The organism is Limosilactobacillus sp. (assembly GCF_022482365.1).
Classification (GTDB): domain Bacteria; phylum Bacillota; class Bacilli; order Lactobacillales; family Lactobacillaceae; genus Limosilactobacillus.
Genome location: NZ_JAKVPE010000001.1, coordinates 1,677,250 through 1,702,874, shown reverse-complemented (window position 1 = coordinate 1,702,874; position 25,625 = coordinate 1,677,250). Strand labels below are relative to the sequence as shown.

Annotated in this window: 26 protein-coding genes; 15 read left to right on the top strand and 11 right to left on the bottom strand. The window is 52.4% G+C overall.

The genetic code is table 11. The annotated features are described in order from the left end of the window. Positions 1-201: 201 nt before the first annotated feature. The 5 genes from LKE23_RS07985 to LKE23_RS07965 all read right to left on the bottom strand — a co-directional run bounded on the left by LKE23_RS07985 (position 202) and on the right by LKE23_RS07965 (position 5,589). On the bottom strand, positions 202-777 hold the full coding sequence (locus LKE23_RS07985; protein WP_291976820.1) for a TMEM175 family protein: 576 nt from the start codon (positions 775-777) through the stop codon (positions 202-204). A 13-nt stretch (positions 778-790) separates the two neighbouring features. Further along, complete coding sequence (locus LKE23_RS07980) at positions 791-1,456, bottom strand: DNA alkylation repair protein (RefSeq protein ID WP_291976819.1); 666 nt, start codon at positions 1,454-1,456, stop codon at positions 791-793. 123 nt (positions 1,457-1,579) lie between these two features. Further along, on the bottom strand, positions 1,580-2,236 hold the full coding sequence (locus LKE23_RS07975) for an HAD hydrolase-like protein (RefSeq protein ID WP_291976818.1): 657 nt from the start codon (positions 2,234-2,236) through the stop codon (positions 1,580-1,582). Between the two features lie 240 nt (positions 2,237-2,476). Further along, a complete protein-coding gene (locus LKE23_RS07970; RefSeq protein ID WP_291976817.1) occupies positions 2,477-4,243 on the bottom strand; it encodes a glycoside hydrolase family 13 protein in 1,767 nt (588 codons plus the stop codon). Continuing rightward, entirely contained in the window at positions 4,243-5,589 is a 1,347-nt protein-coding gene (locus tag LKE23_RS07965; RefSeq protein ID WP_291976816.1) for an SLC45 family MFS transporter, read from the bottom strand. The genes LKE23_RS07970 and LKE23_RS07965 overlap by 1 nt, the downstream gene beginning before the upstream one ends. 646 nt (positions 5,590-6,235) lie before the next feature. On the opposite strand from LKE23_RS07965, the gene LKE23_RS07960 reads away from it, so the two are divergent. From LKE23_RS07960 to LKE23_RS07925, 8 genes are all read left to right on the top strand, one after another. Then, a complete protein-coding gene (locus LKE23_RS07960) occupies positions 6,236-7,708 on the top strand; it encodes an anthranilate synthase component I family protein (protein ID WP_291976815.1) in 1,473 nt (490 codons plus the stop codon). Beyond that, a complete protein-coding gene (locus LKE23_RS07955; RefSeq protein WP_291976814.1) occupies positions 7,692-8,288 on the top strand; it encodes an anthranilate synthase component II in 597 nt (198 codons plus the stop codon). Before LKE23_RS07960 ends, LKE23_RS07955 begins: the two co-directional genes overlap by 17 nt. Continuing rightward, positions 8,281-9,294: an anthranilate phosphoribosyltransferase gene (trpD, locus tag LKE23_RS07950; RefSeq protein ID WP_291976813.1), complete on the top strand. Its 1,014-nt coding sequence runs from the start codon at positions 8,281-8,283 to the stop codon at positions 9,292-9,294. The genes LKE23_RS07955 and trpD overlap by 8 nt, the downstream gene beginning before the upstream one ends. Beyond that, positions 9,295-10,077, top strand: coding sequence for an indole-3-glycerol phosphate synthase TrpC (gene trpC, locus LKE23_RS07945; RefSeq protein WP_291976812.1), 783 nt, complete (start codon positions 9,295-9,297; stop codon positions 10,075-10,077). Continuing rightward, on the top strand, positions 10,077-10,667 hold the full coding sequence (locus tag LKE23_RS07940; RefSeq protein WP_291976811.1) for a phosphoribosylanthranilate isomerase: 591 nt from the start codon (positions 10,077-10,079) through the stop codon (positions 10,665-10,667). The genes trpC and LKE23_RS07940 overlap by 1 nt, the downstream gene beginning before the upstream one ends. Continuing rightward, positions 10,664-11,878 carry a tryptophan synthase subunit beta gene (gene trpB / locus LKE23_RS07935; RefSeq protein WP_291976810.1) on the top strand — a complete coding sequence of 405 codons (1,215 nt, stop codon included), beginning with the start codon at positions 10,664-10,666 and terminating at the stop codon, positions 11,876-11,878. Before LKE23_RS07940 ends, trpB begins: the two co-directional genes overlap by 4 nt. Next, positions 11,871-12,653, top strand: coding sequence for a tryptophan synthase subunit alpha (gene trpA, locus LKE23_RS07930; protein ID WP_291976809.1), 783 nt, complete (start codon positions 11,871-11,873; stop codon positions 12,651-12,653). The genes trpB and trpA overlap by 8 nt, the downstream gene beginning before the upstream one ends. 113 nt (positions 12,654-12,766) lie before the next feature. Continuing rightward, entirely contained in the window at positions 12,767-13,957 is a 1,191-nt protein-coding gene (locus LKE23_RS07925) for an MFS transporter (RefSeq protein WP_291976808.1), read from the top strand. Here the strand turns inward: LKE23_RS07925 and LKE23_RS07920 are convergent. Continuing rightward, on the bottom strand, positions 13,926-14,261 hold the full coding sequence (locus LKE23_RS07920) for a winged helix-turn-helix transcriptional regulator (RefSeq protein WP_291976807.1): 336 nt from the start codon (positions 14,259-14,261) through the stop codon (positions 13,926-13,928). The genes LKE23_RS07925 and LKE23_RS07920 overlap by 32 nt on opposite strands. 125 nt (positions 14,262-14,386) lie before the next feature. Here LKE23_RS07920 and LKE23_RS07915 point away from each other — a divergent pair, with 125 nt between their 5' ends. Beyond that, entirely contained in the window at positions 14,387-14,989 is a 603-nt protein-coding gene (locus LKE23_RS07915) for a nitroreductase family protein (protein ID WP_291976806.1), read from the top strand. Positions 14,990-15,045: 56 nt separating this feature from the next. On the opposite strand, the gene LKE23_RS07910 is transcribed toward LKE23_RS07915, so the two are convergent. Then, complete coding sequence (locus tag LKE23_RS07910; RefSeq protein ID WP_291976805.1) at positions 15,046-15,273, bottom strand: hypothetical protein; 228 nt, start codon at positions 15,271-15,273, stop codon at positions 15,046-15,048. Between the two features lie 314 nt (positions 15,274-15,587). On the opposite strand from LKE23_RS07910, the gene LKE23_RS07905 reads away from it, so the two are divergent. Beyond that, on the top strand, positions 15,588-16,130 hold the full coding sequence (locus LKE23_RS07905) for a L,D-transpeptidase (RefSeq protein ID WP_434737616.1): 543 nt from the start codon (positions 15,588-15,590) through the stop codon (positions 16,128-16,130). 45 nt (positions 16,131-16,175) lie between these two features. Here LKE23_RS07905 and LKE23_RS07900 read toward each other — a convergent pair whose 3' ends face one another. The 3 genes from LKE23_RS07900 to LKE23_RS07890 are packed head-to-tail and all read right to left on the bottom strand — an operon-like array spanning position 16,176 to position 18,599. Further along, positions 16,176-16,946, bottom strand: coding sequence for an ABC transporter permease (locus tag LKE23_RS07900; RefSeq protein ID WP_291976803.1), 771 nt, complete (start codon positions 16,944-16,946; stop codon positions 16,176-16,178). Positions 16,947-16,959: 13 nt separating this feature from the next. Beyond that, complete coding sequence (locus LKE23_RS07895; RefSeq protein ID WP_291976802.1) at positions 16,960-17,718, bottom strand: ABC transporter permease; 759 nt, start codon at positions 17,716-17,718, stop codon at positions 16,960-16,962. Beyond that, positions 17,715-18,599 (bottom strand): ABC transporter ATP-binding protein, encoded by an 885-nt coding sequence (locus LKE23_RS07890; RefSeq protein WP_291976801.1) that lies wholly within the window; start codon positions 18,597-18,599, stop codon positions 17,715-17,717. The genes LKE23_RS07895 and LKE23_RS07890 overlap by 4 nt, the downstream gene beginning before the upstream one ends. Before the next feature lie 260 nt (positions 18,600-18,859). Here LKE23_RS07890 and LKE23_RS07885 point away from each other — a divergent pair, with 260 nt between their 5' ends. The 3 genes from LKE23_RS07885 to LKE23_RS07875 all read left to right on the top strand — a co-directional run bounded on the left by LKE23_RS07885 (position 18,860) and on the right by LKE23_RS07875 (position 21,377). Continuing rightward, positions 18,860-19,525, top strand: coding sequence for an HAD family hydrolase (locus LKE23_RS07885; protein ID WP_291976800.1), 666 nt, complete (start codon positions 18,860-18,862; stop codon positions 19,523-19,525). A 7-nt stretch (positions 19,526-19,532) separates the two neighbouring features. Beyond that, positions 19,533-20,708 (top strand): CynX/NimT family MFS transporter, encoded by a 1,176-nt coding sequence (locus LKE23_RS07880; RefSeq protein ID WP_291976799.1) that lies wholly within the window; start codon positions 19,533-19,535, stop codon positions 20,706-20,708. A gap of 171 nt (positions 20,709-20,879) precedes the next feature. After that, positions 20,880-21,377 (top strand): hypothetical protein, encoded by a 498-nt coding sequence (locus LKE23_RS07875; protein ID WP_291976798.1) that lies wholly within the window; start codon positions 20,880-20,882, stop codon positions 21,375-21,377. Positions 21,378-21,408: 31 nt separating this feature from the next. On the opposite strand, the gene LKE23_RS07870 is transcribed toward LKE23_RS07875, so the two are convergent. After that, the gene (locus LKE23_RS07870) at positions 21,409-22,710 is read right to left on the bottom strand and encodes a replication-associated recombination protein A (protein ID WP_291976797.1); all 1,302 of its coding nucleotides are present in this window, start codon (positions 22,708-22,710) and stop codon (positions 21,409-21,411) included. Between the two features lie 225 nt (positions 22,711-22,935). Here LKE23_RS07870 and LKE23_RS07865 point away from each other — a divergent pair, with 225 nt between their 5' ends. Beyond that, positions 22,936-24,066: an IS30 family transposase gene (locus LKE23_RS07865; RefSeq protein WP_291976173.1), complete on the top strand. Its 1,131-nt coding sequence runs from the start codon at positions 22,936-22,938 to the stop codon at positions 24,064-24,066. Positions 24,067-24,293: 227 nt separating this feature from the next. Further along, positions 24,294-25,529, top strand: coding sequence for an ISL3 family transposase (locus LKE23_RS07860; protein ID WP_291976796.1), 1,236 nt, complete (start codon positions 24,294-24,296; stop codon positions 25,527-25,529). Positions 25,530-25,625 lie beyond the last annotated feature (96 nt).

The following is a 25,625-nucleotide window of genomic DNA, read 5'->3' as shown; positions in this document are numbered from 1 at the left end:
TACGATTCGAGCGTTTTGCCAGGAATGTTTGATTCTGATCTTCATGCTCATCAATCCGGATACTCGAATCTCCGTGTCGATCGGGGTCGTCTTCCTGATCGTGATTTCAACACTGTATTGGGTGCGGTACGGGCGCAAGGCGGTACAATAAAAAGCAAAGCAGCTCGATTCTGTTTCTCGTGAAACAGAATTAAGCTGCTTTTACTTTGTCTCATTTTGTTGCCAGTAGCTGCGGTTGACGATGAATACCCAGGCGATGTCGATAAAGCCGATTAGGATCAACGAGCCCACCGGAATAAAGAAGGCCATGATTATTGAAATTGCGTAGACCGAATACAGCGCCGCCCGGAAGCCGAACGAATTGGTCTCGTCTCGCGGCACCTCTGGATTGTCCTTGATAATCTGCCGATCCATCAGTTGAAAGGACAGGCTCCAGAGAAAGAGGTCCAGCGTATAGATCAGTTCCGGCAGCGTTTGATCCGGGGCGGTCCCTACCCAGCGCGTCGTGAACGGGATCAGGGTCAACCAGAAGATCCACAGTCCGTTGTAAATGTAGGTCTGAGTCGTGATCACCTTGGCCTTTTTGAAAATATTGTGGTGGTTGTACCAGACCAGGTAGATCAGCACGAAGCTGACGATGTAGGTCAGAAAAGTTGGCCCCTCCTCAAGTAGCCCGTGAATCGTTGGTTCCTGTGGCGTGTGCAATTCCAGCACCATGATCGTCGCCGCAATCGCCACGATCGCGTCGGTAAACGCCTCTAATCGACTTTTGTTCATCTTCATCACCCTTTCAATTCTTCAAATACTTGCTGCCCTCGCGGATCGACAGCTTGCTTAAATCTTCTTGGTGCCGATTGATGAAGTCCGCCACCCAGGCCGGATTGGTCTTTGAATAATCGCGCAGTGCCCAACCGATCGCCTTATTGATGAAGAACTCCTGACTGCCGAGGTTATTCTCGATGATTTGCGCCAGCAACGCGGTATCCGTCTCGCCCTTGCGCAGCAGCTGAAATTCAATTGCCACCCGGCGAACCCAGAAGTCGGGATCTTGGGACCATTTCAGCATCAACGTCGGACCGGCCGGATCGTTCCAGGTCAGGTAGCTGATCGGCTTCACCAGGGTGTCGATCGTGTCCCACCACTGCTTGGAGCGGACGAAGCGTTCAATCTTCGGCAGATCGGTCATCTGCAGGTGCTTCTCCATGGCAATCAGGTAGTCGCACACGAAGTACTGCAGCTCACGGTGCGGGTCCTGCCAGCACTGTTCCAGCAACTCCCAGTCAATTTGCCCGGACTTTTTGGCATCCCGCAGTCCATCGTGGTAGATGGCCTTGCGGGGCTTGGTCTGGTAGCCGTAAAACGCAAACTGGTTGCGCATATATTTCTTCATCCCCGCGGCCGCAACAGAATCGGCATCCTGCTCGAAGGCAGTGCGGAGGGCTTGGTAAGTAAGCATTTCCCTCTCTCCTCGTGACACTGTTTATCTTCAATTATCCGCGAAAACGGTTTCGCAGACAAGTAAAAAGCGCCCCCGCCGAAGAAGCATTTCTTCCGCGTGAACGCTGTGTTTTGCAATGCGTTAATTAGCAAGTTTGAGCAGTTTTTCTTCCAGGGTCGGCACGTCATCGATAATCACCGTGGTCCCGGCATCGCGCAGCTCCTTCTTGGTCCCGTAACCGTAGCTGACGCCCCAGCAATCCAGCCGGGTCTCCTTGGCGCCGTTGACGTCGTTGTAGGTGTCGCCGACCATCAGCACCTGGTCACGGGCATCCGCCAGATCCAACCGGCGCAAGGCTTCTTCAATCACGAGCGCTTTGCCGGCGCGCGTGCCGTCCGGGCTGGCACCCACCAGCTCGTCGAAATACTGGGCCAGATCAAAGTGTTCCAGGATCAGGTGAACCAGGTTCTCGGGCTTAGAGGAGGCCACCGCTACTTTGAGGCCAGTTTTCTGGAGGGCCCGCAGCATATGAGCGACCCCGGGATAAGGCTGGTTGTCAAAGACGCCGTGCTCACGGTAGTAGGCCCGGTAAATTGCGGCCGCCCGTTTGGCCTCCGCCAGGCTGAACGGACGATACTGGCGCAGTGCCGTGATAATCGGCGGCCCGATGAAGAATCGCAGCTTTTGCGGGTCGGGTTCGGGGCAGCCCATCTGCTCGAGGGTGTACTGAACCGATTTGATGATGCCGGGGCCCGAGGCGGTCAAGGTCCCGTCGAGGTCGAAGAGGATTGCTTGCATAGTGAAATTCTCCTTAATTGATTTTGTTTAATACTATCGCATTTGGCCTAATCAGTGCAATTTAAAAAGTATCGGTGCAAAATTAGCCGATTTTGCACCGATACTCTGATGATTGCACCGATAAATTCTTCTAAGGTTTAACATAGCTACCCCACTCTCCTACCTCTTATCGTAAAAAAAGACCCGGGATGAAATTCCCGAGCCTTTTCAGCTTGTTGTATTAAAGAGAGTCAATTAATTTTAGTTGAGCGTAATTGCGAAGCCATCCTGAGCAAGTTGACTATTCGAGATCCCCTGGCTAAGGAGCAACTGGCCCTTAATTTCCGCATCAACCGGTGCGCCGGTGGTGTTGAAAAGGCCGGTGAGCTCATGCCCCGCACCCGTGCGACGAACTTCAATCAGACCGTTTGGCAGAATCTTAAAGCTGATCTCACCGCCTGCGATCAGATGAGCATAATCTTTGCGCAGGGCAACCAGGTCCTTAAAGCTTGCAAACATCTGTTGGGCCGTTGTGTCCGGCTCCCAGTTCATCGGCTTCCGGCAGTCCGGATCGTTTTCACCATCCATCCCGTATTCAGTTCCGTAATAAATCGACGGTGTCCCCGGCTGCAGGAAGGTAAAGGCGAAGGTCTGCTTGACCAACTCCCGATTATCATGAGCCTGAGTCATGATCCGGGCCGTATCGTGAGAATCGAGGACGTTGAACATCATCTGATTGGTCTGATCGCGGTATTTCATCAACTGATTGCTCAGTTGCTCGATCATTTGATCAGCCCCGAGTCGGTGGTTGACGAAGTGGTCGAGGATGGCACCAGTGTAGCTGTAGTTCATTACACCACTGAATTCATCCCCGTTCAGCCAAGCCTGTGAAGTGTGCCAGATCTCACCCAGGATATAGAAGTCTGGCTTAAGGGCCGTCGTTTCCTGGTGGAATCTCTTCCAGAAGTGATGATCAATTTCGTTCGCCACGTCCAGGCGCCAGGCATCAATATCGAACTCTTCGATCCAATACTTGGCAATCCCGAGCAGGTAATCCTGCACCTCAGGATTAGCAGTATTTAATTTTGGCATGTGTGGCGTATAGTCGAAGGTGTCGTAGGTAGCGTCCGGTGTGAATTCAAAATTCTTAGTCGGCGTATAGGCTGCCGGGAATTGATTGATGTGGAACCAGCCAGCATACTTAGAATCTTGACCATTCTTGAGAACGTCTTGCCATTGTGGCGACTTATCCCCAATGTGGTTGAAGACGGCATCGAGCATCACCTTGATGCCTCTCTTGTGTGCTTCCTTGACAACTTTCTTGAACAGATCGGCATTACCGAAGTGCGGATCAATCTGGTAATAATCCTCAGTATCGTACTTATGGTTCGACGGTGCCTTAAAGAGCGGGTTAAAGTAGATTCCATTAACTCCCAGCTCCTGCAAGTGATCAAGATGATCAAGAACCCCTTGCAAATCACCACCGTAGAAATCCTGCCGGCCGGGGTGGTCACTAGAATTCCACGGCTTCGTGCCAGCCGGGTCATTGGTCTTGTCACCGTTGGCAAAGCGCTCCGGGAAAATTTGGTACCAGACTGTTTTCTTAACCCATTCTGGAGCATGGAACATATCGATCTCCTGGAAAAATGGCATCCGGAAATAGGTGTTCATCTCGTCCAATGCTTCTTGATCGTTTGGCTGGATGTAACCCCGATCGGTATAAATAACCCGAGTTCCGTCAACACCGGTGATATCAAAGGCGTAGGCCAAACGCTTCTTCGGTTCGGTGACCGCAATCTGCCAATAATCATACAAGTCATCCGCCAGAATTTTCTTCATCGGCGTTGGCTTCGTATAGAATGGCGGTTCGATCCCGGCCAAACTGCGCAGGCTGTAGGGATCACCGTGCAACAGCTGAACAGCTTTGACATCGCCCTTAGCTGTCCGCAAGCGAATGTGCATCGTCTGTGGGTCATAGAGAAAGGCCATTTCACTTTCGGGACGATGGTAAATAGCAGCTAAATTCATTAATCAATGTCACCCTTTTCAACAGAAGTTTCCTTAACAACGTAGACCGTGAACGCACCAATCAGGGCCAAGACAGCAGAAACTACCAGCATATGTGGCATGTAGTTGCCCAGCATTGGGTAAAGTGCGAATGAGCAGATAGAAGCTACGATCTGTGGGAAGCAAATCCAGCAGTTGAATAGTCCCATGTAAGTACCATCGTGCTTTCCATCCAGCGCATTGGTTAAGATCGTGAATGGAATCGAGTTAATCGTAACCCAGCACATCCCAATTCCGATGAAGGCAATGAATGACCACAGCTTAGTTGGTGCAACGGACAGTCCCCAGAAACCAAGGGCACCTAGAACCATTCCCAGCGCATAAGCGGGCTTCCGGATCTTATCATTCAGCTTTTGTAGAACTAAACCGTAAATAATGGCCACGCCGACTTCAACGGCGGACAGAACACCAAACCAATTCCCGGCAGCCTGGTAGGCAGCACTGGATGCGTTAGTAGTGTGCCAGATATTTTGGGCAACCGTACCGGCACCGTAAGTCCACAGGTACTGGAAACCAGTCCAGGAGAAGAACTCAACAATCCCTAGGGTCCAGAAGACCTTTGGAGCATGCTTAACGATCGTGAAGAAGTTTTCACTAATTTGGGTGTTTTGGTCTAAACCGTGATACTTAGCGTAAGTTTCTGGGTCGTATTCATCAACCTTCCAAATCGTGAAAGCAGAAGAAACAACCAGGATCGCAGCACCGATGTAGAACGACCACTTAACAGAATCAGGCAGTTCACCCTTAGCGGCGATGTTCTTAACACCGATCCAGGTCAGGAAGAATGGAAACAGGTCCGCAGCAACGGAACCAATGTTGCCCCAAATCGTCTGCCATGACCATGCCTGGTCCTTTTGTTCGTCGTTAACCATATCGGAAATCATCATCTTGAATGGTTGCATCGACATGTTCGAGGAAAGATCCATGAACAGAATGGCGATGGCACCAAACCACAGTGCTGTTGAGGTTTTAAAACCGAAAGAACCGGAATTAGGCAGCAGGCACATCACGATGACGGCCACGATGGTCCCCAAGATCAGATACGGCAGCCGCCGCCCAATCTTTGGGATCCAGGTCCGGTCGGAGAAGTAACCCACTAACGGCTGAACAACCATCCCCGCCAGCGGTGGCAGAATGAAGAACCAGCCTAACTTGGTTGGGTCAGCACCCAGGGTTTGGAAGATCCGCCCCATGTTGGCACTCTGCAGAGCAAAGGCCATCGAGGTCCCCAGGTTCCCAAACGTCATTAGCATCAATACCGAGAAAGCGAGAGTTGGTAGTTGTTTTTTTACTTTTTTCCCACTCATATAATTGCGCCTCCAATGATAAATGAATAATTATAAAATGATTACGCTTTCATATTACTGCCGAATAAATTTCAATGCAACCGTTTGCACATAGGTGATTTGATTTTTCATTTATCAAAGAGGTGTTTCCTTTTACTTTACTTAAGTCTTCTCTCATTTATTCTTTTTTTAAGCAGTGTACTGTGGAAAGTAAAATCAACGGCCTTAACAAATCTGAATTAATCGTAAAATTAAAAAAAGATTAAAAAACTCCTTGACTTTTAATCTGCTCTCCTTTACGATGGTGACAACTTAATAATTCGTCCATACAAACCAATGAGGTGGAGATCAAGGCTGTTGTGCACGCACAGAGAGTTACCGTGGTGAGAGTGTAATCGAACGCAGGCAGCTAAATGGACCACCGAGGGTTTCCCTGAAAGTCCCTGACAAGTATGGGAAAACGTACAAGCATACGTCAGTTGCTAGGAGTATGAATACGTACTCTGCTGAGGAGCGGTTATGTAAGTGTCTATTAGGATAAGTGGATACTTTTTTACCATAGCCGAACTAAGGTGGCACCGCGGAATTAATCCGTCCTTAACTTTGCATGATCATGCAAATGTTATGGGCGGATTTTTTTGTACCCCCTTAGAAAGGACGCGAAACAATGAAAGAAGAACTCAGTCAATACCTCGCTGACTTCCCCGCCGTTCCCGTGACGCTTACGTACCAGGACGCCACGTTCAACCCCCGCGAAGTCTTCCGGGCCCTCAATCATCCCGACTCCCCGGCATTTCTCTTAACAGGAAAGCCCAAGGAAAAGGAGGACGGCTACTCATTCATCTGCCTGAACCCCGAAAAATCATTTCGTTACCGTGATCACCAGCTGACGGTCACCGACCTGCAGACTCACGAGCAACACTCTCAAAACGGTGGCTTTGCAACCCTTGCAACCACCCTGCTGAACCAGTACCGCACGCCGCGGCTTCCCGGCCTGCCACCCTTCACTGGCGGCCTGGCTGGCTACTTTGCCTACGACTATGCCAAGTACGTCACGCCCCAGCTGGATGTTCCCCTCCGAGATGATCTGAAGCTGGACGACGCCGAACTGTTGCTGGTTAAGTCCGTGATCGCCTTCAATCACCGCACCAAGGAGATCACCCTCAGTCAGGTCCTGACAAAAGAGGAATTTACCTCCTCCTACCAGGACACGCTTGCCAAACTGGCGAAAATGAAGGAGCAGCTACTTCAGCTAACCCGCAAAGGAGAGGAACCGTTCAAGCTGCTGGGCGACTTTCAAATGCAGTTCACTCTCGACCAGTTCGTCGAGAAGGTTGCAACCGCCCAGCGCCACATTGTCGACGGTGACATCTTCCAGGTGATCCTCTCCAACCCACAGATTGCTCACATGACCGGCAGCCTACTGGGAGCGGCCACTACCGTCTTCCAAGCCAACCCCTCGCCCTACCAGTTCTACTTCCACGACGGCGACTTTGAAATCCTCGGGGCTTCACCGGAGACGCTGATTACGAAGCGCCAGGAAAGCCTCTACACCTACCCGCTGGCGGGCACCCGGCGCCGGGGCAAGACGAAGGCCGAAGATGACCGCTTCGCCCGTGAGCTCCAGTCCAGCGCCAAGGAGGTCGCCGAGCATAACATGCTGATCGATCTAGGACGCAACGACCTGGGCCGGGTCAGCACATTTGGCACCGTTCACGTGACCAAGGAACGAGCCCTGCTCAAGTTTTCAAACGTCATGCACCTTGGTTCAACGGTTGAGAGCACGGTCGCACCCCAATTAAACGGGATCGACATCATCAACTCCGTCCTGCCCGCCGGTACCCTCTCGGGGGCACCCAAAGTCTCGGCAATGCAGATCATTAACCGGCTGGAGGGTCGCAAGCGCGGCGTCTACGGTGGCTGCCTCGGCTACTTTGATTTCGACGGCGACCTCGACTTCTGCATCGGTATTCGCCTCGCCTACCGGAAGGGTGACCAAGTCGTCATTCATTCCGGTGCGGGAATCGTCGCCGACAGCATCCCCAAGCGCGAATACCAGGAATTCAACAACAAGGCCAGCGGCATCAAGAACGCACTGCTGCAGGCGGATCGGAGGGTTGAAGATGCTGTACTTAATTGATAACTACGATAGCTTTACCTACAACCTCTACCAACTAATTGGCACCCTCAGCCCCCAGCCGGTGAAGGTTCTCAAAAACGACCAGGTCACAGCTGACGAGCTGGCGGCTCGGAACCCTGATGGCATCATCCTTTCACCCGGGCCCGGCCAGCCGCAAGATGCCGGCAATACCCTGGCCATCCTGAAACATTTTCTGGGGCAAATCCCCATCCTGGGCGTCTGCCTCGGGCACCAAGCAATCGGCGAAGCCTACGGGGCCAGGATCATCCACGCGCCGGAACTGATGCACGGCAAGACCGACACGATCAGCCAGCATACGGCTAGCGAACTCTTTGCTGCCTGCCCGCTCCGGTTCACCGCCGCTCGTTACCACTCACTGGTGATCGATCCGGCAACGCTTCCGAGCCAGCTCAAGGTAACGGCCACGGCCACCGATGGAACGATCCAAGCAGTCGAGGATCCTGAGCAGAAAGTCTACGGCGTCCAATTTCACCCCGAATCAATAATGACCGATCAAAAAGTCGGCCAGCAAATCATCAAAAACTACTTACAAATGACAGGAGGAAACCACAATGATTGATGCAGCAATTAAAAAATTAACTAACCGCGAAAACCTGAGCTTTGAGGAGGCCAACCAGGTCACCAACGAAATCATGGAAAACCAGGCCAGCGAGGTCCAAAAAGCCGCCTTCCTGACCGCACTGGCAATGAAGGGCGAAACCGCCGATGAAATTGCCGGCGCCGCCTCCTCCATGCGCAGTCACGCCCTGCCGTTCAACGCCAGCGACGACGCACTGGAAATCGTCGGCACCGGTGGCGACGGGTCCAACTCCTTCAACATCTCCACCACCTCCGCCTTCGTCATCGCCGCCGCGGGCATCCCCGTTGCCAAGCACGGCAACCGGGCCGCCTCCTCCAAGAGCGGGGCTGCCGATGTACTGGAAGCGCTGGGCGTGCGACTGAACATTCCGGTTGAGCAAAACGAAGCCATCTTCAAGAAGACCGGCTTTGCCTTCCTCTTCGCCCAGGAATACCACCAGGCCATGCGCTTCGTCGGGCCCGTTCGCAAGGAGCTCGGCATCCGCACCATCTTCAACGTTCTCGGGCCCCTCACCAATCCGGCCCATGCCAAGAAGCAAGTACTAGGCGTCTACAGTGCCGACCTGCTCGTCCCAATGGCCCAGGTGCTGGACCGGCTGGGAATCACCGACGCCCTGGTAATCCATGGTGAAGACGGGCTGGACGAAGCCTCCATCTCGGCGCCAACCCAGGTTGCGGAGCTGCGCAACGGTGAGATCAAGCAGTACGTGATCAAGCCGGAAGACTACGGACTGACCCGCGCACCGCACGAAGAAATTGTCGGTGGCGAGCCCGCCGCAAACGCCCAGATCACCCGCGACGTCTTGTCCGGCAAGCACGGTGCTAAGCGCGATGTCGTTCTCCTAAACGCCGGACTAGCAATCTACACCGCCTACCCAGAGCTGGGCATCCAGGGCGGGGTCAACCAGGCCGCTAGGCTGATCGACTCCGGTGCCGCGGCCAAGAAGCTGGACGAGGTGATTGCCGCAACGAAGGCGGTGGACTAAATGATCCTCGACGAAATTGTTGCCAAGCGCCGGACGCGACTGGCGGCCGCCCTTGCCAAAACTGACCGCGCGGAGATGAAAAAGCGGGCCCTGGCAACGCCACGACCGGACGCCAATGCCGTCTACCAGCTTTTCCGCGACGACGGCGTTCACATCATCGGCGAGGTCAAGAAGGCTTCACCATCAAAGGGCCTGATTGCTCCAGACTTTGACTACCAAAAGATTGCTAAAGAATACGCCCAGGCCGGCGTAACCGCCATCTCCGTCTTAACCGAACCCGACTTTTTCCGCGGAGGCCTCGCCTATTTGGAAGACATCACCCGTGAAGTTTCGGTGCCGGTACTAAGGAAGGACTTCATCATTGATGATTACATGATCTACCAGGCCCGGGCCGCTGGCGCCAGAATTATCCTGCTGATCGTGGCAATTCTGACCCCCCAGCAGGTGGCCGACTACCTAAAGCTCGCCCACCAGTTGGGACTGGCCGCTCTGGTCGAAGCCCACGATGCCGATGAAGTCAAGGTTGCTTTAGAGGCCGGCGCCCAAATGATCGGCGTCAACAACCGGAACCTAAAGGACTTCACGGTCGCGCCGGACAACTGCCTGCGCCTCCGGGAGGCCGTTCCCGCCGACAAGATCTTCATCGCGGAAAGCGGCATTAAGAGCGCGGCGGACATTCAGCTCTTGAAGGCTGCCGGGGTTAACGGCGTCCTGATCGGGGAAACCCTGATGCGGGCGAAAAATAAAGTCGCTAAGGTCAAGGAGTTAAAGGGGGAGAGCTGATGACCCTGATTAAGATCTGTGGCATCCAGGACCCGGCAACGGTCACGGTGCTGAACCAATACCAACCCGATTTTGTCGGCTTCGTCTTCGCCCCCAGCCGGCGCCAGGTCAGCTTCGAGCGGGCACTGGAGCTTCGCCAGCTTCTGGACCCGGCGATCCAAACGGTCGGCGTCTTCGTCAACGCCGAATTTGATAACATGCTGGAGCTGGTACAAGCCGGAGTCATCTCCCACGTTCAACTCCACGGGGATGAGGACGAGAACTTAGTAAAAAGGTTGCAGGCGGCGGGTGCCAAGGTGATCCAGGTCCGTCACCAAATTGCCGATAGCCACCCCACCACCGCCGACTTGATCATGTACGACGGTGGCGCCGGCACGGCAACCCGCCTCGACTGGCAACCTTTTGAAAGGGCCCAGCAGCCCCAGATCCTGGCGGGCGGGCTCACACCGGAAAACGTCGGCCGCGCACTGCAGGCAACTCAAGCCGATGGCGTGGACGTTAGCTCCGGCGTTGAAACAACCGGAGAAAAGGATCCGCAAAAGATCGCCGAATTTATCACGACAGTACGAGCAATGGAGGAAGAACAATGACAGAAAAGAGCTTAAACTACGCGCAAAACACCACCGGCCGCTATGGCGAATACGGTGGGCAATACATCCCGGAAACACTGATGAACGAGCTGGTGCGCCTGGAGAAGGCCTACAACCATTACAAGAATGACCCCGACTTCAAACGGGAGCTGCAGGACTTGCTGGTCAACTACGCCAACCGGCCATCCCTGCTCTACTACGCCAAGCGGATGACCGAGGACCTCGGCGGAGCCAAAATCTACTTTAAGCGTGAGGATCTGAACCATACCGGGGCCCACAAGATTAACAACGTTATCGGTCAGGCCCTGCTCGCCAAGAAGATGGGCAAGAAGCGCCTGATCGCGGAAACTGGGGCCGGCCAGCACGGGGTAGCCACGGCAACCATCGCCGCCCTCTTCGGGATGGAATGCGAGATCTTCATGGGCAAGGAGGACACCGACCGGCAAAAGCTGAACGTCTACCGGATGGAACTGCTGGGCGCCAAGGTTCACAGCGTCACGTCCGGGTCAATGGTCTTAAAAGATGCGATTAACGCGGCCCTGCAGGACTGGACTAAACGGGTCGACGACACCTTCTACGTCATGGGCTCTGCCACTGGTCCCCACCCTTACCCGCTGATGGTCCGGGACTTCCAAAGCGTGATTAGTCAGGAGGCCAAACAGCAGCTGAAAACGGTAGAAGGCCGCCTGCCCGATGCGGTGGTGGCCTGTGTCGGCGGCGGCAGCAACGCCATCGGCAGCTTTGCCAACTTCATCGATGACCCGGAAGTTAAGCTGATTGGGGTTGAAGCAGCCGGCAAGGGGGTTAACACCGAGCTGACCGCCGCCACAATCGAACGGGGCGACCAGGGCATTTTCCACGGCATGAAGTCGATCTTCCTTCAAAACGCCATGGGCCAGATCAAACCGGTCTACTCGATCTCCGCCGGTCTTGATTATCCGGGCGTCGGACCAGAGCACGCCCACCTGGCCGCGATCGGGCGGGCACAGTACGTCGGCATCACCGACGACGAGGCGGTCGACGCCTTTGAATACATCGCCAAGACGGAAGGAATCATCGCGGCGATCGAAAGCTGCCACGCGGTCGCCTACGTTCAAAAGCTGGCGCCGACGATGGATAAGGATCAGATCATCGTCTGCACCCTTTCAGGTCGGGGAGACAAGGACGTTGCCGCAATTGCCAAGTACCGGGGAGTTGATATTAATGACTAAGTTACAAGAAGCATTTCAGAATCAAAAGGCCTTTATTCCGTTCGTCGTCGCTAACTATCCGGATGCAGACGCAACGGTGAACAACGTCGTCAGCCTGGCTCAGGCCGGGGCGGACATCATCGAGCTGGGAATCCCGTTTTCCGACCCGGTTGCCGATGGGCCGGTAATCCAGGCCGCGGACGTCCAGGCACTGAAGAAGGGCGACCTGACGACCGACAAGCTCTTCGCGATGGTGAAGGCCATTCGCAAGCAAACGGACGTCCCCTTGGTCTTCTTAACCTACCTCAACATCGTTTTCAAATACGGCTACGAAGCCTTCGTTGAGGAATGCACCAAGGTGGGAGTGAATGGGCTAGTGATTCCCGACCTGCCACTGGAGGAGCAAGGCGAGCTGGCACCGATTGCCAATGCCCACGGTGTCGACGTCATCCCCCTGATTACACCGACGTCCGGGGACCGAATCGAAAAGATCGCCAAGAGCGCGACCGGCTTTATCTACGTGGTCTCCTCCCTCGGGGTCACCGGCGAACGGAGCGAATTCGACCGGCACCTGAAGGAACTGGTCGCCCGGATCCGCCAGGTCACGGACGTGCCGACCGCGATCGGCTTTGGGATCCACACCCCCGAGCAGGCCCGGGGAATGGCAGAAATTGCGGACGGGGTGATTATCGGTTCCGCCTGTGTCAAGATTACCGAAGAGCAGGGTCCGGATGCCCCGGCGGCCTTGGCTGACTACGCTAAGCAGATCAAACAGGCAATTGCACCAGTGAAATAACATAATTTTCTAAAAAGAGCTAGAACCCTAATTTGACGGGATCTAGCTCTTTATGCTTTTCCTCTCAAGTCTGTTACAATGAAGATGAAGCGCTTACAGGAAGGGAGGATACTATGCCAAAACAACTATCAAATCACCGGCTCAACATCATCACGGCTGCCTTCGTGCTGATCGCCTTCATGCTGGGGTGCAACGAATTCATGGTCGTCGGGAACCTGACGCCGATCGCCAACACCTACCACGAATCGCTGACCCGGATTGCCGGGCTGATCTCGATCTTCGCCTGGACCTACGCCTTCATGACGCCGGTCGTCACCCTCTACACCAATCGTTTCAACAAGTACCGGCTCCTGATGGTCCTGATGGGCATCTTTTTGGTCGGCACCATCATCAGCGCCTTTTCGCCAACCTACCCATGTTTCCTGGTCTCGCGGATGATCACCGCCTCGGTCGCCGGGGTCTTGGAATCCCTGATTCAGGCAATCGTGTTCGAGATCGCGCCGACACAAAAAAAGCAGTCGATGATGACTGCGCTGGTGTACTCGGGCTTTAGCGTCGCCTCGGTCATGGGCCTGCCGATTGGGACCCTGATCGCCGATTACTGGCGCTGGCAGGACGCCTTCGTGATGGTTGCCATCATCACCGCGATCGCGATGGTGGTCACCAGCCTGCTGGTTCCGCGGCAGCTGGCCATGCAGAGCAGCGGCATCAAGAATCAGCTGACCCTTTTAGGTGACCGGGACATCTGGCTCGGAATCGTTTTCACCACCTGCGCGGCGGCGACCCTCTACGGCTACTACACCTACATCCGGCCGCTGATCCGCCAGACGCTGGGCTTTAGCACGGGGATGCTGAGTTGGATTCTGGTCCTGCTAGGGGTCATGGACATCCTCAGCACCCTCGCCTCCGGAAAACTCGGCGAGCGCAACGGGATGCAGCGACTGCGGGTCTGCTACGTCATCATTCTGATCCTGCTGGCTCTCTTTGCCCCGGCCATGCAAAAAGCGGGCACCGGGCTAGCGATGCTGCTCCTGCTCGGTTTGATCGTGCCAATCTTCAGTGCCCCGGTCCAGCTCTACTTCCTGAATATCGCAACAGAGCGGCACCCGGCCGGCATCATGCTCGCCTCTTCGCTCAGCGCAATCTTCTACAACGTCGGGATCGCGATCAGCTCGCTGACGGCAGCCAAGGTGCTCGGCCGCTATGGCCTGGTCAACCTGGGCTGGAACTCCTTTGCTTACGCCCTCGTTGCACTAGTTTTGCTGGTCGTGATTAGTCAGCGGCTGAAGAAGGCGCACGATTAGGCTTGCTACCCCACTGCTGCATCCCCTCGATAATCGGCCGCAACTGTTTCCCCCGTGCCGTCAGGGAGTAGGATGTTTTCGGTGGAACGGTCGAGTAGACCTGCTTGGCAACGATGCCGTCCTGGACAAGTTCGCCAAGTTGTAGGGCCAGCATCCGGCGTGAGCAGTTTGGTAGCTTCTTTTCTAACTCATTAAATCGACAGTGGGACTGGTTCAATAGCATCAGAATGATTGCCCCTTTCCACTTGCCAGCGATTTGCCTCATCGTATGGTCAACGGGGCAATTTTCGATTGCTTTGCTCATTTTCAGGGCCTCCTTTTCCATTAATCTTAGCATAGATCGGCTAGTGAAAAATAATTCACGTCTTGCCCGCCTTCCGAAATGAAGTTACTATTAGTAAGTAGAAAGACCAAAGGAGGAATTTTATCATGAAATCAGAATTCAATGAGCTTGCTGCCAAGCGGCGGTCAATTTATGCACTCGGTGATCAAGTCACCGCGACTCCCGAGGAAATCTACGACCTGGTAAAGAAAACGGTGCGCAATTCGCCATCAGCCTTCAACAGCCAAACGGTCCGGGCCGTGGTTCTCTTCAACCAGGCCAGCGATAAGGTTTGGGACATTGTCGAGGAAGCCCTGCAAAAGATCGTGACCGACCCGGCCGCCTTTCAGAAAACCAAGAAGAAGATTGCTACCTTCCGGGCAGGCTACGGAACGATCCTTTACCTGACGGACACCACGACGGTCCATGAACTGGAGAAGAAGTTCCCAACCTACGCTGCCAACTTCGCACCATGGGCGGAACAGGCAATCGGTGGTGCCCAGCAGGCGGTTTGGACAGCGCTGGCCGAGCAAGGCATTGGCGCCAGTCTCCAGCACTATAACCCGCTGATCGATGACGCCATCCACCAGGCCTTTGATCTGCCGGCTGAATGGCAGCTCCGGGCGGAAATGCCATTCGGCTCCATCGAGGCCCCGGCCGGTGATAAGGACTACCTGGATGAGGATCAGGTCTTCAAGCTGATTAAATAACGCGTACAAAATAAGGGAGCAAGCCACCCCGTCATCTTGAGACGGTGCTTGTTCCCTTATTTTGTCTGTTTTTGCAGTCGATCAAATGCATCCCAGCAAAGCTTGATGAACAGGCAGAGGTTCATCAGCCAGAAGGTCTTGTTGAAGAAGTGAAAGCTGATTGGCTTGAGGTGAAAGTGAAAAAGGTTGTAACAGATCACCAGAGCAATGAAGAGAAGATTAGCCCGCAAAATGTCCTTGGACCACTTGTGGCTTACGATATAATCCCAGCAGCGTTTTAACATTGTCCCCCACCTCATGAAAAATTAGCACAAATGACCGCCACGATGAAGAAAAATAGGGCGGTCAGGTACGAAAGCTTCAAATTATTTCTCATTTTTCCATCCCTCTGTCTGTTGATTTGGTGATTAATCCCTTTATAATAAAAATTAATATAGAGAAAAGAGTACCAATTTTGAATCTGTCCACTAAAAACTTAATCTACGCCGGCATTTGCCTGCTCGTGGCCCTGATCGGCGTAGGTCCCGAGCTACACCGGGACCATGTCCAGCGCCAGGCCCGGACCGAAGCCACCGCTAAGCAGGCCATTAGCGAGTCGGTGTCACAGACTAGCTCCAGCTCCGATCATACTACTTCTTCAACCAGAGATTCAAGCACTCACATGCGGACCCCGATTGATTGGCGCAAGTCATCGGAAACCGTCCCCTACCCCGACCTCGCGAAGGTCAAGAATTTTTGGATCAAGGTGTCGCTCAAGAAGAATCGTACTTACCTGTATGACGGCAACCAACTCATCTATACCATGTACAGCACGGGTGGAATGTACGTTAGGGACAAGCAGACTGGCAAGCTCAAGAGCATGACGCCGACCGGCACCTTCTACGCCCAGCGTGAACGGGGCAACAGTTTCTTTAACCGGTCACTCAACGAGGGGGCCAATTACTACGTCTCTTGGCGGGATCATGGCAAGTACCTCTTCCACAGCGTCCCGACCCAGGGCGACGGCAGCTACAACGTCAAGGAAGCCAAAAAGCTGGGGAAGTCGACCGGCTCCCACGGCTGCATCCGCCTCTCGGTCCCAGACGCCAAGTGGATGTCACAGAACCTGCCGGTGGGAACTAAAATTGTAATTACCGATTAATAAAAAGCGTTTGCCAATTGGTTGCGGCAAACGCTTTTTACTATTTTAGAAATGCTTCTTCCGGAAAATCAGGTAGCCGATCAGCGTGAAGAGGGCCGTGTAGCACAGCGTTCCAACCAGCAGCTGGTTGGTCGACAGCATCGTGGTCAGGTGGTAGGTCGCGTAGTTGTGGTACTGGTCGGTCAGGTTGATCATGTTGAACGGATTCCAGCGAATGATCTTCGACGGGCCGACGTGGGCCATCAATAGGTTGGTCGAAAGGCCGCTGCTCATGAAAATGAACAGGGCGTTGACCGCGATCACGATGGCGTTGGAATTGATCAGGCACGATACCAGGCAAATTAGGCTGACAATTAGACCAGTGGACACCATGTCGACCCCGGCGTGCATGAACATGTTGACGACCAGCGGCTGGTGGTACTTGTAAATTCCCGTCCAGGAAACTGGGCTGTTGATTAGCGGGACAATGTTCAAGAGGACGGTGATGACCATGGCGACGACGTGGAGCAAGACGTCGTAGAGCAGAAGGGCCAGAAACTTGGCGAAGAAGACTGTCGCCCGGCTGTTGGTGTGGTACATCAGGTTGATAATCGTCCCGTTTTGAAACTCCATGGAGAAGATCGTGGAGCCGACGATGATTAGGATCAGCATGATGACGGTACTGACGTCGTAACAGGACATGACCAGCAGGCTGCTGTAGACCCGTCCCATCGCAAAACCAATTACCAACATGTAGAGCGGCATCAGCAGCATGATCAGCCAGGACAGTTTCCGGTGATTAAGCTTAAAGAGCTCTTGGTATAATTCAGCAAGCATCGTTTCCACCCCCTTAAATCCGGCGCTTCTTGAAGGCGTGCAGGCCCAGCAAGAGGAAAATCAGGGCGTAGATCAGATTACCCGCGATCAGTTCGCCGTTGGTCAGGTGGCTGAGCTTGATGACGGTGCCGTCCCCCAGCTGGGAAATGACGTTAATCATGTTGAGCGGGTTCCAGGCCCAGATGCTGGCCAGGCCGGGGATCGCCTGCATGACGACCGCCGAAATGCTGGCACCGAGGAAGCCGATGAAGAAGCCAATGATGATCACGGTCGCGGTCGACTTAAACCACGAAACCAATAGCAGCGTCAGGGTGACAGTAAAGAGCAGATAGAGGGCAACGCCGAGCATGTTGAGCAGCAGGGCGTCAAACAGGCTGTGCTGGTGGTAAGTTGAGCCCCAGGGAAACCTGTTGCCGACCAGGATTGCCTTGATGATCAGGGCAAAGACTAGCCCAACCAGCAGGAGAACGACACTGGCGACGAGCAGCGTCAACAGCTTGGCCCAGAAGACGGCCTGCTTGCTGGGGCTCTTATACAAAACCGTCGGCATCGTATTGTTACGAAATTCCATTGTCACGAAATTGGCGCTGATGGCGATCATGATGATGGTGGCCCACTGACCCGCACCAAAATCTTGGGCAACCAGGTTCCGAGTGATGTAGGCCGTGGGGATGCAGGCATAGATCATCAAGCCGAGCAACACCAGGATCGTCAACCAAGTGGTCTTCTGGTGAATGAGTTTATAGAACTCGTGGGCAAGCGTAGTTCTCATTGCTGATCCCCCGCTTTCTCATCACGCAGAATGCCGACAATGACCTGTTCGAAGCTCAGCCGCCGCGGCGCCAGTTCCCGCAGCAGAATCTGGTGGGCGGCCAGGACCCGTTGGACGGCATCAATGTCCTCGGCGGCGACCAACAGGTAAGGATCTTGCCGCCCAAAGTGAATGCCGGCCTGGTCCAACAGCCGTTCGGTGGCTGGCATGTCGACCGTCAGCAGCTGGTACTTGCTGGTGTCCGTCCGTTGGAATTTGGCCATCGGTTCGTCCATGATGATTCGGTGGTGATTGAGGATGATCACTGACGTCATCACCTTCTGCAATTCACTCAGCACGTGGCTGGAGATCAGAAAGGCCGTGCCACGGGCGGCGTATTCGTGGATGATCCGGCGAATCAAGATCGTCGACTCGATGTCCAGCCCGTTCATCGGTTCATCCAGGATGACCAGGTCCGGGTGGTCGAGCAGGGCCAGGGCGATCCCCAGCTTCTGCTTCATCCCGATCGAATAGTCGCCGGCCCGCTTGGCGATGTAGGAATCCATCCCCAGCGTGGTGATCAGCTGGTGCATCCCCTGTTTGTCCTTGGCATACAGCTCGAGATTCTCCAGACCGGTCAAAAACGGGTACAGCGCCGGATTTTCGATCAGGGCGCCAACGTGCTGGAGGACCTGGTGGCTGTTCTCGGTGATCGGCTGGTCGTTGAAGACAACCGAGCCGTTAAACTTGGTAAGCCCCAGCAGGGTTTTCATGATGGTCGACTTGCCAGCGCCGTTGGGACCGATCAGGCCGACGATCTCCCCGGGCCGGACGGTAAAGCTGGCGTTTTCAATCACCCGCTTACGGCCATAGTAAATATTCAGATTCTTAACGGTTAACATTATCCCTCGCCTCGATTTTTCAAGCTCCCATTAACTTTATTATACAATGGGGGGGAGAATGTGCATGTTTTTAATGGATTTAGTCAAGAACCCATAATAGGCTTTGACAATTTCAATCTTCAAAATGTATAATACGAATAAATTTACGATTACTAATTCCAATAGCGACAATTAGTCGTCATGTTACTGATGAGCATCCTCATTGGGCCGGAAATTCGGCCGATGAGGGTGCTCTTTTTTGTCTAGAAAGGAGCACAGCAATGTATCGCAACGTTATTTTTGATCTCGATGGAACCCTCCTGGATTTTCATGCCGGGGAACGGGAAGGAGTGCGGCAAATCCTGCTCGCCCACGGCATTACGGATGTGGAAGGAGGACTACGCCGGTACCAACAGATTAACCAGCGCGTGTGGGCGCAGATCGAGGCGGGCCACCCACGCACGCCCCTGTTCAACCACCGTTTCGCCACCCTGCTGGCAACTTACGGCCAGCACGTCAACGGAACCCGGCTGCAGGCTAAGTATGCGGCAACCCTGGCGCAAAACTACCGCGTCATTCCCGGCAGTCACTACCTGTTGGGACAACTGCGCCAGCGTGGGGTGCGGCTCTTCGTCGGCAGCAATGGCGAAGAGGCCGTTCAAGTTCAACGACTGACCGGGGCCGGACTGCTTGACAGTTTTGCGAACGTCTTCACTTCGGAGGCACTGGGGGCGGCCAAACCAGCGCCGGAATTTTTTACCCACCTCTTAGCCCAGCTGCCGGCAGATGCCCAAAGCAGCATTGTGATGGTCGGTGACAGCAGACAGGCAGACATCGTGGGCGCTAGGCAGGTCGGGATTGATAGTATTTGGTACCATCCCCAAGACAAGACCCAGCCGGGTGGAATCGATGACTACCGCCAGCTGCTCAAAATGTTGATTAATTAACGAAAGGATGATTTTTTTGAAGAAGATGAAACACCACAGCCCATTTTTAGTCCCCGGCTTTCTGTTCCTGGGCATCTGCATGCGAATGCCCATCACGGCAGTTCCGTCGGTGATCAGAGAGATTGCTCGGTCCTTTAACGTCACCCCGACCAGCCTGGGGATTTTAACCACGATCCCGCTGCTCTGCTTTGGATTGCTCGCACCGATGATCTCCGCAGTGGCACGGCGCATCGGCAACGAGCTAACGATCGCGCTGGCGATGATCGTCATGGTCAGCGGTTCTTTTCTCCGCGTTTTTGACCTCGCTGCACTAATAATTGGGACAATTCTGGTAGGTGCCGCGATCACCTGTGCCAACGTCCTTTTGCCAACAATCATCGCGGACAAGCTTCCCGAAAAAATCGGCAGCGTCACTGGAATGTACAACGTTGCAATCACCCTCTTCGCGGCCATCGGGGCTTACGCCATCACGCCAATTACCCATGCCACCAGTTGGCAGGCCGCCGTCATTATCATCAGCATCATTATCCTCGTGGCCGCACTTGTTTGGGCCCCGAACCTGCGCTATAACCGGCGCGAAGAGGAGTTGAGGCAGGATGAGCGGGGACAAAACATGTGGAGAAACGCGAATGCCTGGTGGCTATTGCTATTCTTCGGCGGGCAATCCTTTGTCTTCTATAGCATTGTGACCTGGCTGCCGACCATCGCGGTGGACACCGGCCTGACCAGTGATCAGGCGAGCCTGGTCGCAGGACTGTTCCAGCTATTTTCGATGCCGTTTGCTTTCCTGGTTCCGGTCATTACGACCCGACTGAAAAATCGGCAACCTATCATGGCCTTGGCAGGAGCGATCACCCTAATCGGGGTCGGAATGTTATTTTTCCCGCTAAGCTCCTTTGTTTACTACGTCTGCGCCGCGCTTTTCCTGGGAATGGGGACAACGACGACATTCGTGCTGGCGATGACGTTATTCAGCCTCAAGGCACGGAGCGTGGCCGAGACGCGCAACCTTTCGGGGATGGTCCAGTCGGGTGGCTATTTAATCGCGGCTTTGGGCCCGCTGGTCACGGGAAAATTGTCCGTGCTCGGCCAGCACTGGTCGGTCAGCTTGACCCTGCTTGTAATTATCATCGTCTGCTTTACAGTTTGCGGGGTAATTGCTGAACGGGAAGAGTTTGTGTAATAAGTAAAATTAAAGCCGCCATTTCCCGTACTGAAAAAGATCAGCGTGGAAAATGGCAGCTTTAATTTTAGATAATTTCCTTGCTCCACAAAAAATTTCGTAACATTTTGATTATTTTACGTCTTTAAACAGTAGGGGCCCCACGCCCAAATGCTTAAAGGAGAAAATCGTATGCGAAAATCACTCAAGAATATCGGCGCCGCTACCCGCGAAAGATTTGTTGGTGAATTTGCCCGCACCGGCTATAAGCGCGTCTACCAGACCTTCAAGCCGACGATCTTGTTGACTAACATCCGCTTGCTTGACACCGGCGAGCTGATCACCAATCATCTCTGGTTTAACTATGGCAAGCAGTTTCTTTGCCTGGGCGAGCTGCGTCCCGGCGACCAGCTAGCCTTCAATGCCCGGGTCGGCACCTACTACAAGGGGTATTGCAATGCCAAGAGCAAAGATTACCGGCTTCAATACCCGACGAAGATCGAATTGCTGACCGCACCACAAAAGCGACCACCAATGCCGCTCGATAACGCCCCATTGATTGGGTACATCATGAAGCAGAATAAGAGCTTTTACTTAGCAAACAATCGTCCCTATGACGAATGGTATATCGAACGTTACGAGCACTACTTTAGAACGCATTTGGCGACGTCGCACGCAAGTCAAACTTGATTTCGCCAAGCTGGAGCTTTTCCGATGACTGCTACTTAATGTGGCTGCTCGTGAAGTGCTCAAAGTGATCTGGGAATTCGGTCGGGACAAAGGGCCGCTGATAGATATACCTGAACAGAGCCTGGTACTGGGAGTAAAGCTTTTGTTCCGCCCGGTTCGGTGCCGGAACATAGTAATGCTTGCCGACCAAATCCTTGGGCAGGTATTCCTGGCGGGCAATCTTGTGCGGCAGGTCAAACATGTTCTGCATCTCCCCCGCCCCGCGTAACTTGCCCGCTCCCTGGTAGTGCGAATCCTGCAGGTACTTTGGCATCGGATGATTCGTCGGGTGCTCGGCATCCTTCACCGCCTGGTAATAGGCCTGCATCGCCGAATCGGAACGTGGCGCCACCGCCAACAGGATGGTTGCCATCGCTACGTGGGTCGAAGCCCGCGGGAGACCGATCTCCAGGGCGGTATTTGCCAAAGTGATCACCTGGGTGGCGCGTGCCGGATCAGCCAGGCCGACGTCTAGCGCGGCTGCATCCTTGAGCCGGCGAACGACCGATTCCAGGTCACCAGATTTTAGGATTACCGCCAGGTAGTAAAGGGCCGCATCCGCGTCCGAGCCCTCGATCGAATCCTGAAAGGCAGACAGGTAATCGTAGTGCTTGGTCGCATCCTTGTCAAAGGCGAAGTGCTGGTTGCGGGCAAACTCCGCGATCTCCTTCATCGACAATTCATTCGGGTGCATTGCGTGGAGAGTATCCAGGATATTTAGGGCAACGCGGACGTCCCCGTTGCCGCTGTTGGCAATCGCGTGGGCCTGCTCCGCTGTTAATGTGAAGTCCAAGTGTTCCTTGGCCGCCCGCATCAGCACCGGTTCAATTTTGCTGGCAGAAATCGGATAAAATTCAAAGATTTGGCACCGGGAGCGGATCGCCGGCTGGATCGCCATGATCGGGTTTTCGGTGGTCGTCCCCACCAGCAAGATGTGGCCATTCTCAAGGTAAGGGAGCAGGTAGTCCTGGATGGGCTTCGTCAGGCGATGAATTTCATCCAGCAAGAGAACAAAACTTTCATCTGGGTGCCGGTCGACTAGCTTCTGCAGCTGGCTCTTGTTTTGAATGGATGCGTTGAATTTTTCAAAGGGCAGCTGGAGCGTTTTCGACATTACATAGGCGAGCGTCGTCTTGCCAGATCCAGGTGGCCCCCAGAGCAGCAGGCTGACCGCCAGGTGTTCTTTAATAATCTGATAGAGCGGTCGCCCCGGGGCAAGCAAATGTTCCTGCCCGACCATTTGCTCCAGCGAGACGGGCCGCATTAAGTCGGCGAGTGGTTGCTTAAACGTCATTTTAACCTCCCTTTCTAGCTATGCATTTTCTACTTACTAATAATAAGATTAGTGGGAAATAATTACCAGTCAAAGCCATTGCTGCTAACAGTTCTATTTGTTTTCTTCTGGTAGATTATAGAATGAAGTTAGCCACCCAGTTGGTGGTAAATAAAAAACGCCATTCGGCGTGACATCAGGTATCATATTAAGTGAACCAAACCTATATGAAAGGATGTCCGTCAAATGACGCACTTAAATGATACCATGTCTACTATTTTATTGACTACTCATAAAAAGAATGCTCATCTTACTAAAGAAGAACGTGTGATGATTGCGACTTTAAAGTCGCAAGGACTTTCCAATCGCGCAATTGGTCGCCAATTAGGAGTTAATCATCAAACAATTAATAACGAGCTCAACCGTGGTACGGTCCGCCAACTTCGTCGTCAAAAATCTAATGGTAAGATTTACGAATATTCTTACTACATCTATAGTTATGAAGCTGGTCAGGCCACATATCTTGAACATCACCGCCATTCTGGTCGTCGTCGCTTATATTATTCTTCAAAGCAATTTTTACGATTAGCTGATCAGCTAATGCTTGGTGAGTTTGACGACCACCATTACTCCCCACAAGCGGTTATTTATAAGGCTCGAGATTTAATGAATGATGGCACCCTGATCCCAAAGTCGGTTGTAACTTTATATCAATGGATTAATGAGGGTGTGCTTCGTACGTCCAATTTAGACCTCTTTGAAAAACCTAAACGTAAGCATCATCAAACTCATCCGCAAGCTAAAAGGTGCTTAGGGCCTAATATTGCTCAACGACCTCAAACTGCGGACCAACGGTCCGAAATTGGCCATTGGGAACTGGATACAGTTCAGGGACAGAAAAACGGTAATGACAGTGTTGTACTAGTAATGACTGATCGCCTTTCACGAGTTAATATCACGAGTAAAATTGCTGGTAAAACTGCGCATGCAGTAAATCAGTTCTTTATAAATTTGCGCCAGAAAATGGGCACAGATGCTTACTATCGCATTTTTAAGACAATAACCTCTGACAACGGTTCAGAATTTAGTGAGTTAACACAAGTTCACGATCATGTTTTCTATGCTGATCCGTATTCCCCTTGGGAACGTGGATCCAATGAGATCAATAACCGGTTTCTCCGCAAGGAGATTACCAAAGGTGAAGCTATAAATAACTATAGTAGTGCTCAGATCATAGCGACTAATGATTGGATGAATCACTATCCACGAGCTATGTTTAATGGACATTCGTCAATGGATATCTATCGTAAGGCCTTCTACCAAGAGATATCACAGCTCCATCAACCAATAATCAATTGGTCAGTATTATTTATTTGAGTCCAGTGGCTAACTTATTCTTGAAATTTAGGTCTCTAACTTAAATTGACATTTCGGGCCTTAAAACAAAAACCGGTAAGAGACAAGCCCTTACCGGTTTTCGGGTCTACACTTTCTGGTATTGATGAAAATCAATACCAGTTTTTTTGTACACAAAAAAGGACATCTGCCGTGCCCTGTTGTACAATCAATTCACCACAAAAATCATGTTAAAGAAGGCTATGCAAATGTCCCAAAATCATTTTATCTTAGATGTCCTTGGAATTAAAGACCCCAATATTAAAGTTCAAACTGTTGAGGAAAAGAAAATTGGCCCTGAAACCGTTAGAGAAATTACAGCTAAATTAACGTATCCAATTACGCGTTGTCGTAATTGTGGTTTTACTAAAGTCGTTAGAAATGGTTACCGTAAAACCCATATTCGCTTAGCTAGTTTAGACGGGGTTCGCTATGAATTAATTCTCTGGAAACAACGGTACTACTGTAAATGCTGTAATAGCACCTTTGGTGCTATTACCAGCCTAACCAAAGAAAATCACACCCTATCTAAAAAGCTTAAAAGCCAGGTTATGCAATTCGTTAAGCAGGGCCTTAATGGTGAATTGATTGCCAAAATATGTCACTGCTCCCCTAGTAGCGTTCGACGAACTATCATTGAACGGGTTCAACCACATTATCGCATGGCTAAGCTTCCTAAACATCTTTGCTTTGATGAGTTTCGTTCCACTAAGTCAACGATGTCCTTTATTTGTTGTGATAGCGAAACCCATCAATTAGTCGTTAAGCTTTATGATCGGCTATCTTCCTCGATTATCAATTACTTTGAAAATCGTTATTCTAAGCAGGAACGTGCCCAAGTCCAATCAGTAGTCATTGATCTTAATGCTCAGTATCAAAGCTTTATCTATCGCCTTTTTCCTAACGCTAAAATTATTATTGATCGTTTCCACATCGTCCAACTGGCCGGTCGCGCCCTTGATAATAGTCGCATTAGTCTACTTAAGACGCTAGACAAACACAGTCGCGAATACCGCATTCTTAAGTCACAGTGGCGCCTATTTCATCAAAAGGCAACCACTTTAAGACCTGAAAAGCCTGTTTATCTACTCGGCATCAATGAGTATATGACTCGCCAAAATGCCGTTGATCTAATTACTAGTAAGTTTCCCAGATTCAAAGCCGTTTATGACACTTATCAAGATATTACCCTGGCAATCGCTGGTCGCGATAGCGACCTATTGATATCAGCTATTCGTGACTACCAAACCACTAAAACCGAGATGGACACAACTATCTCTACTCTGCGTAAGAATCTCAAAGCAGTTATCAATAGTGTTAAGTATGAATTTTCCAATGGTCCTCTTGAAGGAATTAACCGAAAGATCAAAGTCTTAAAGCGCTCTTGTTATGGGTTTGCCAATCAAGAATTTTTCTTTTTAAGAATTGATTGTCTGTTTGCGTAAAAAAACACCTCTCACATTTAAGTGGGAGGTGTCGGCATCCATCAATACCAGTTGACAGATACCCCGGTTTTCTATACCCCATTGCTAAATGGCAAA

Excerpts from the sequence above, each read along its gene's own strand:
- LKE23_RS07985 (WP_291976820.1), bottom strand. The coding sequence starts at position 777 with ATGAACAAAAGTCGATTAGAGGCGTTTACCGACGCGATCGTGGCGATT.
- LKE23_RS07980 (WP_291976819.1), bottom strand. The coding sequence starts at position 1,456 with ATGCTTACTTACCAAGCCCTCCGCACTGCCTTCGAGCAGGATGCCGAT.
- LKE23_RS07975 (WP_291976818.1), bottom strand. The coding sequence starts at position 2,236 with ATGCAAGCAATCCTCTTCGACCTCGACGGGACCTTGACCGCCTCGGGC.
- LKE23_RS07970 (WP_291976817.1), bottom strand. The coding sequence starts at position 4,243 with ATGAATTTAGCTGCTATTTACCATCGTCCCGAAAGTGAAATGGCCTTT.
- LKE23_RS07965 (WP_291976816.1), bottom strand. The coding sequence starts at position 5,589 with ATGAGTGGGAAAAAAGTAAAAAAACAACTACCAACTCTCGCTTTCTCG.
- LKE23_RS07960 (WP_291976815.1), top strand. The coding sequence starts at position 6,236 with ATGAAAGAAGAACTCAGTCAATACCTCGCTGACTTCCCCGCCGTTCCC.
- LKE23_RS07955 (WP_291976814.1), top strand. The coding sequence starts at position 7,692 with ATGCTGTACTTAATTGATAACTACGATAGCTTTACCTACAACCTCTAC.
- trpD (WP_291976813.1), top strand. The coding sequence starts at position 8,281 with ATGATTGATGCAGCAATTAAAAAATTAACTAACCGCGAAAACCTGAGC.
- trpC (WP_291976812.1), top strand. The coding sequence starts at position 9,295 with ATGATCCTCGACGAAATTGTTGCCAAGCGCCGGACGCGACTGGCGGCC.
- LKE23_RS07940 (WP_291976811.1), top strand. The coding sequence starts at position 10,077 with ATGACCCTGATTAAGATCTGTGGCATCCAGGACCCGGCAACGGTCACG.
- trpB (WP_291976810.1), top strand. The coding sequence starts at position 10,664 with ATGACAGAAAAGAGCTTAAACTACGCGCAAAACACCACCGGCCGCTAT.
- trpA (WP_291976809.1), top strand. The coding sequence starts at position 11,871 with ATGACTAAGTTACAAGAAGCATTTCAGAATCAAAAGGCCTTTATTCCG.
- LKE23_RS07925 (WP_291976808.1), top strand. The coding sequence starts at position 12,767 with ATGCCAAAACAACTATCAAATCACCGGCTCAACATCATCACGGCTGCC.
- LKE23_RS07920 (WP_291976807.1), bottom strand. The coding sequence starts at position 14,261 with ATGAGCAAAGCAATCGAAAATTGCCCCGTTGACCATACGATGAGGCAA.
- LKE23_RS07915 (WP_291976806.1), top strand. The coding sequence starts at position 14,387 with ATGAAATCAGAATTCAATGAGCTTGCTGCCAAGCGGCGGTCAATTTAT.
- LKE23_RS07910 (WP_291976805.1), bottom strand. The coding sequence starts at position 15,273 with ATGTTAAAACGCTGCTGGGATTATATCGTAAGCCACAAGTGGTCCAAG.
- LKE23_RS07900 (WP_291976803.1), bottom strand. The coding sequence starts at position 16,946 with ATGCTTGCTGAATTATACCAAGAGCTCTTTAAGCTTAATCACCGGAAA.
- LKE23_RS07895 (WP_291976802.1), bottom strand. The coding sequence starts at position 17,718 with ATGAGAACTACGCTTGCCCACGAGTTCTATAAACTCATTCACCAGAAG.
- LKE23_RS07890 (WP_291976801.1), bottom strand. The coding sequence starts at position 18,599 with ATGTTAACCGTTAAGAATCTGAATATTTACTATGGCCGTAAGCGGGTG.
- LKE23_RS07885 (WP_291976800.1), top strand. The coding sequence starts at position 18,860 with ATGTATCGCAACGTTATTTTTGATCTCGATGGAACCCTCCTGGATTTT.
- LKE23_RS07880 (WP_291976799.1), top strand. The coding sequence starts at position 19,533 with ATGATTTTTTTGAAGAAGATGAAACACCACAGCCCATTTTTAGTCCCC.
- LKE23_RS07875 (WP_291976798.1), top strand. The coding sequence starts at position 20,880 with ATGCGAAAATCACTCAAGAATATCGGCGCCGCTACCCGCGAAAGATTT.
- LKE23_RS07870 (WP_291976797.1), bottom strand. The coding sequence starts at position 22,710 with ATGACGTTTAAGCAACCACTCGCCGACTTAATGCGGCCCGTCTCGCTG.
- LKE23_RS07865 (WP_291976173.1), top strand. The coding sequence starts at position 22,936 with ATGACGCACTTAAATGATACCATGTCTACTATTTTATTGACTACTCAT.
- LKE23_RS07860 (WP_291976796.1), top strand. The coding sequence starts at position 24,294 with ATGTCCCAAAATCATTTTATCTTAGATGTCCTTGGAATTAAAGACCCC.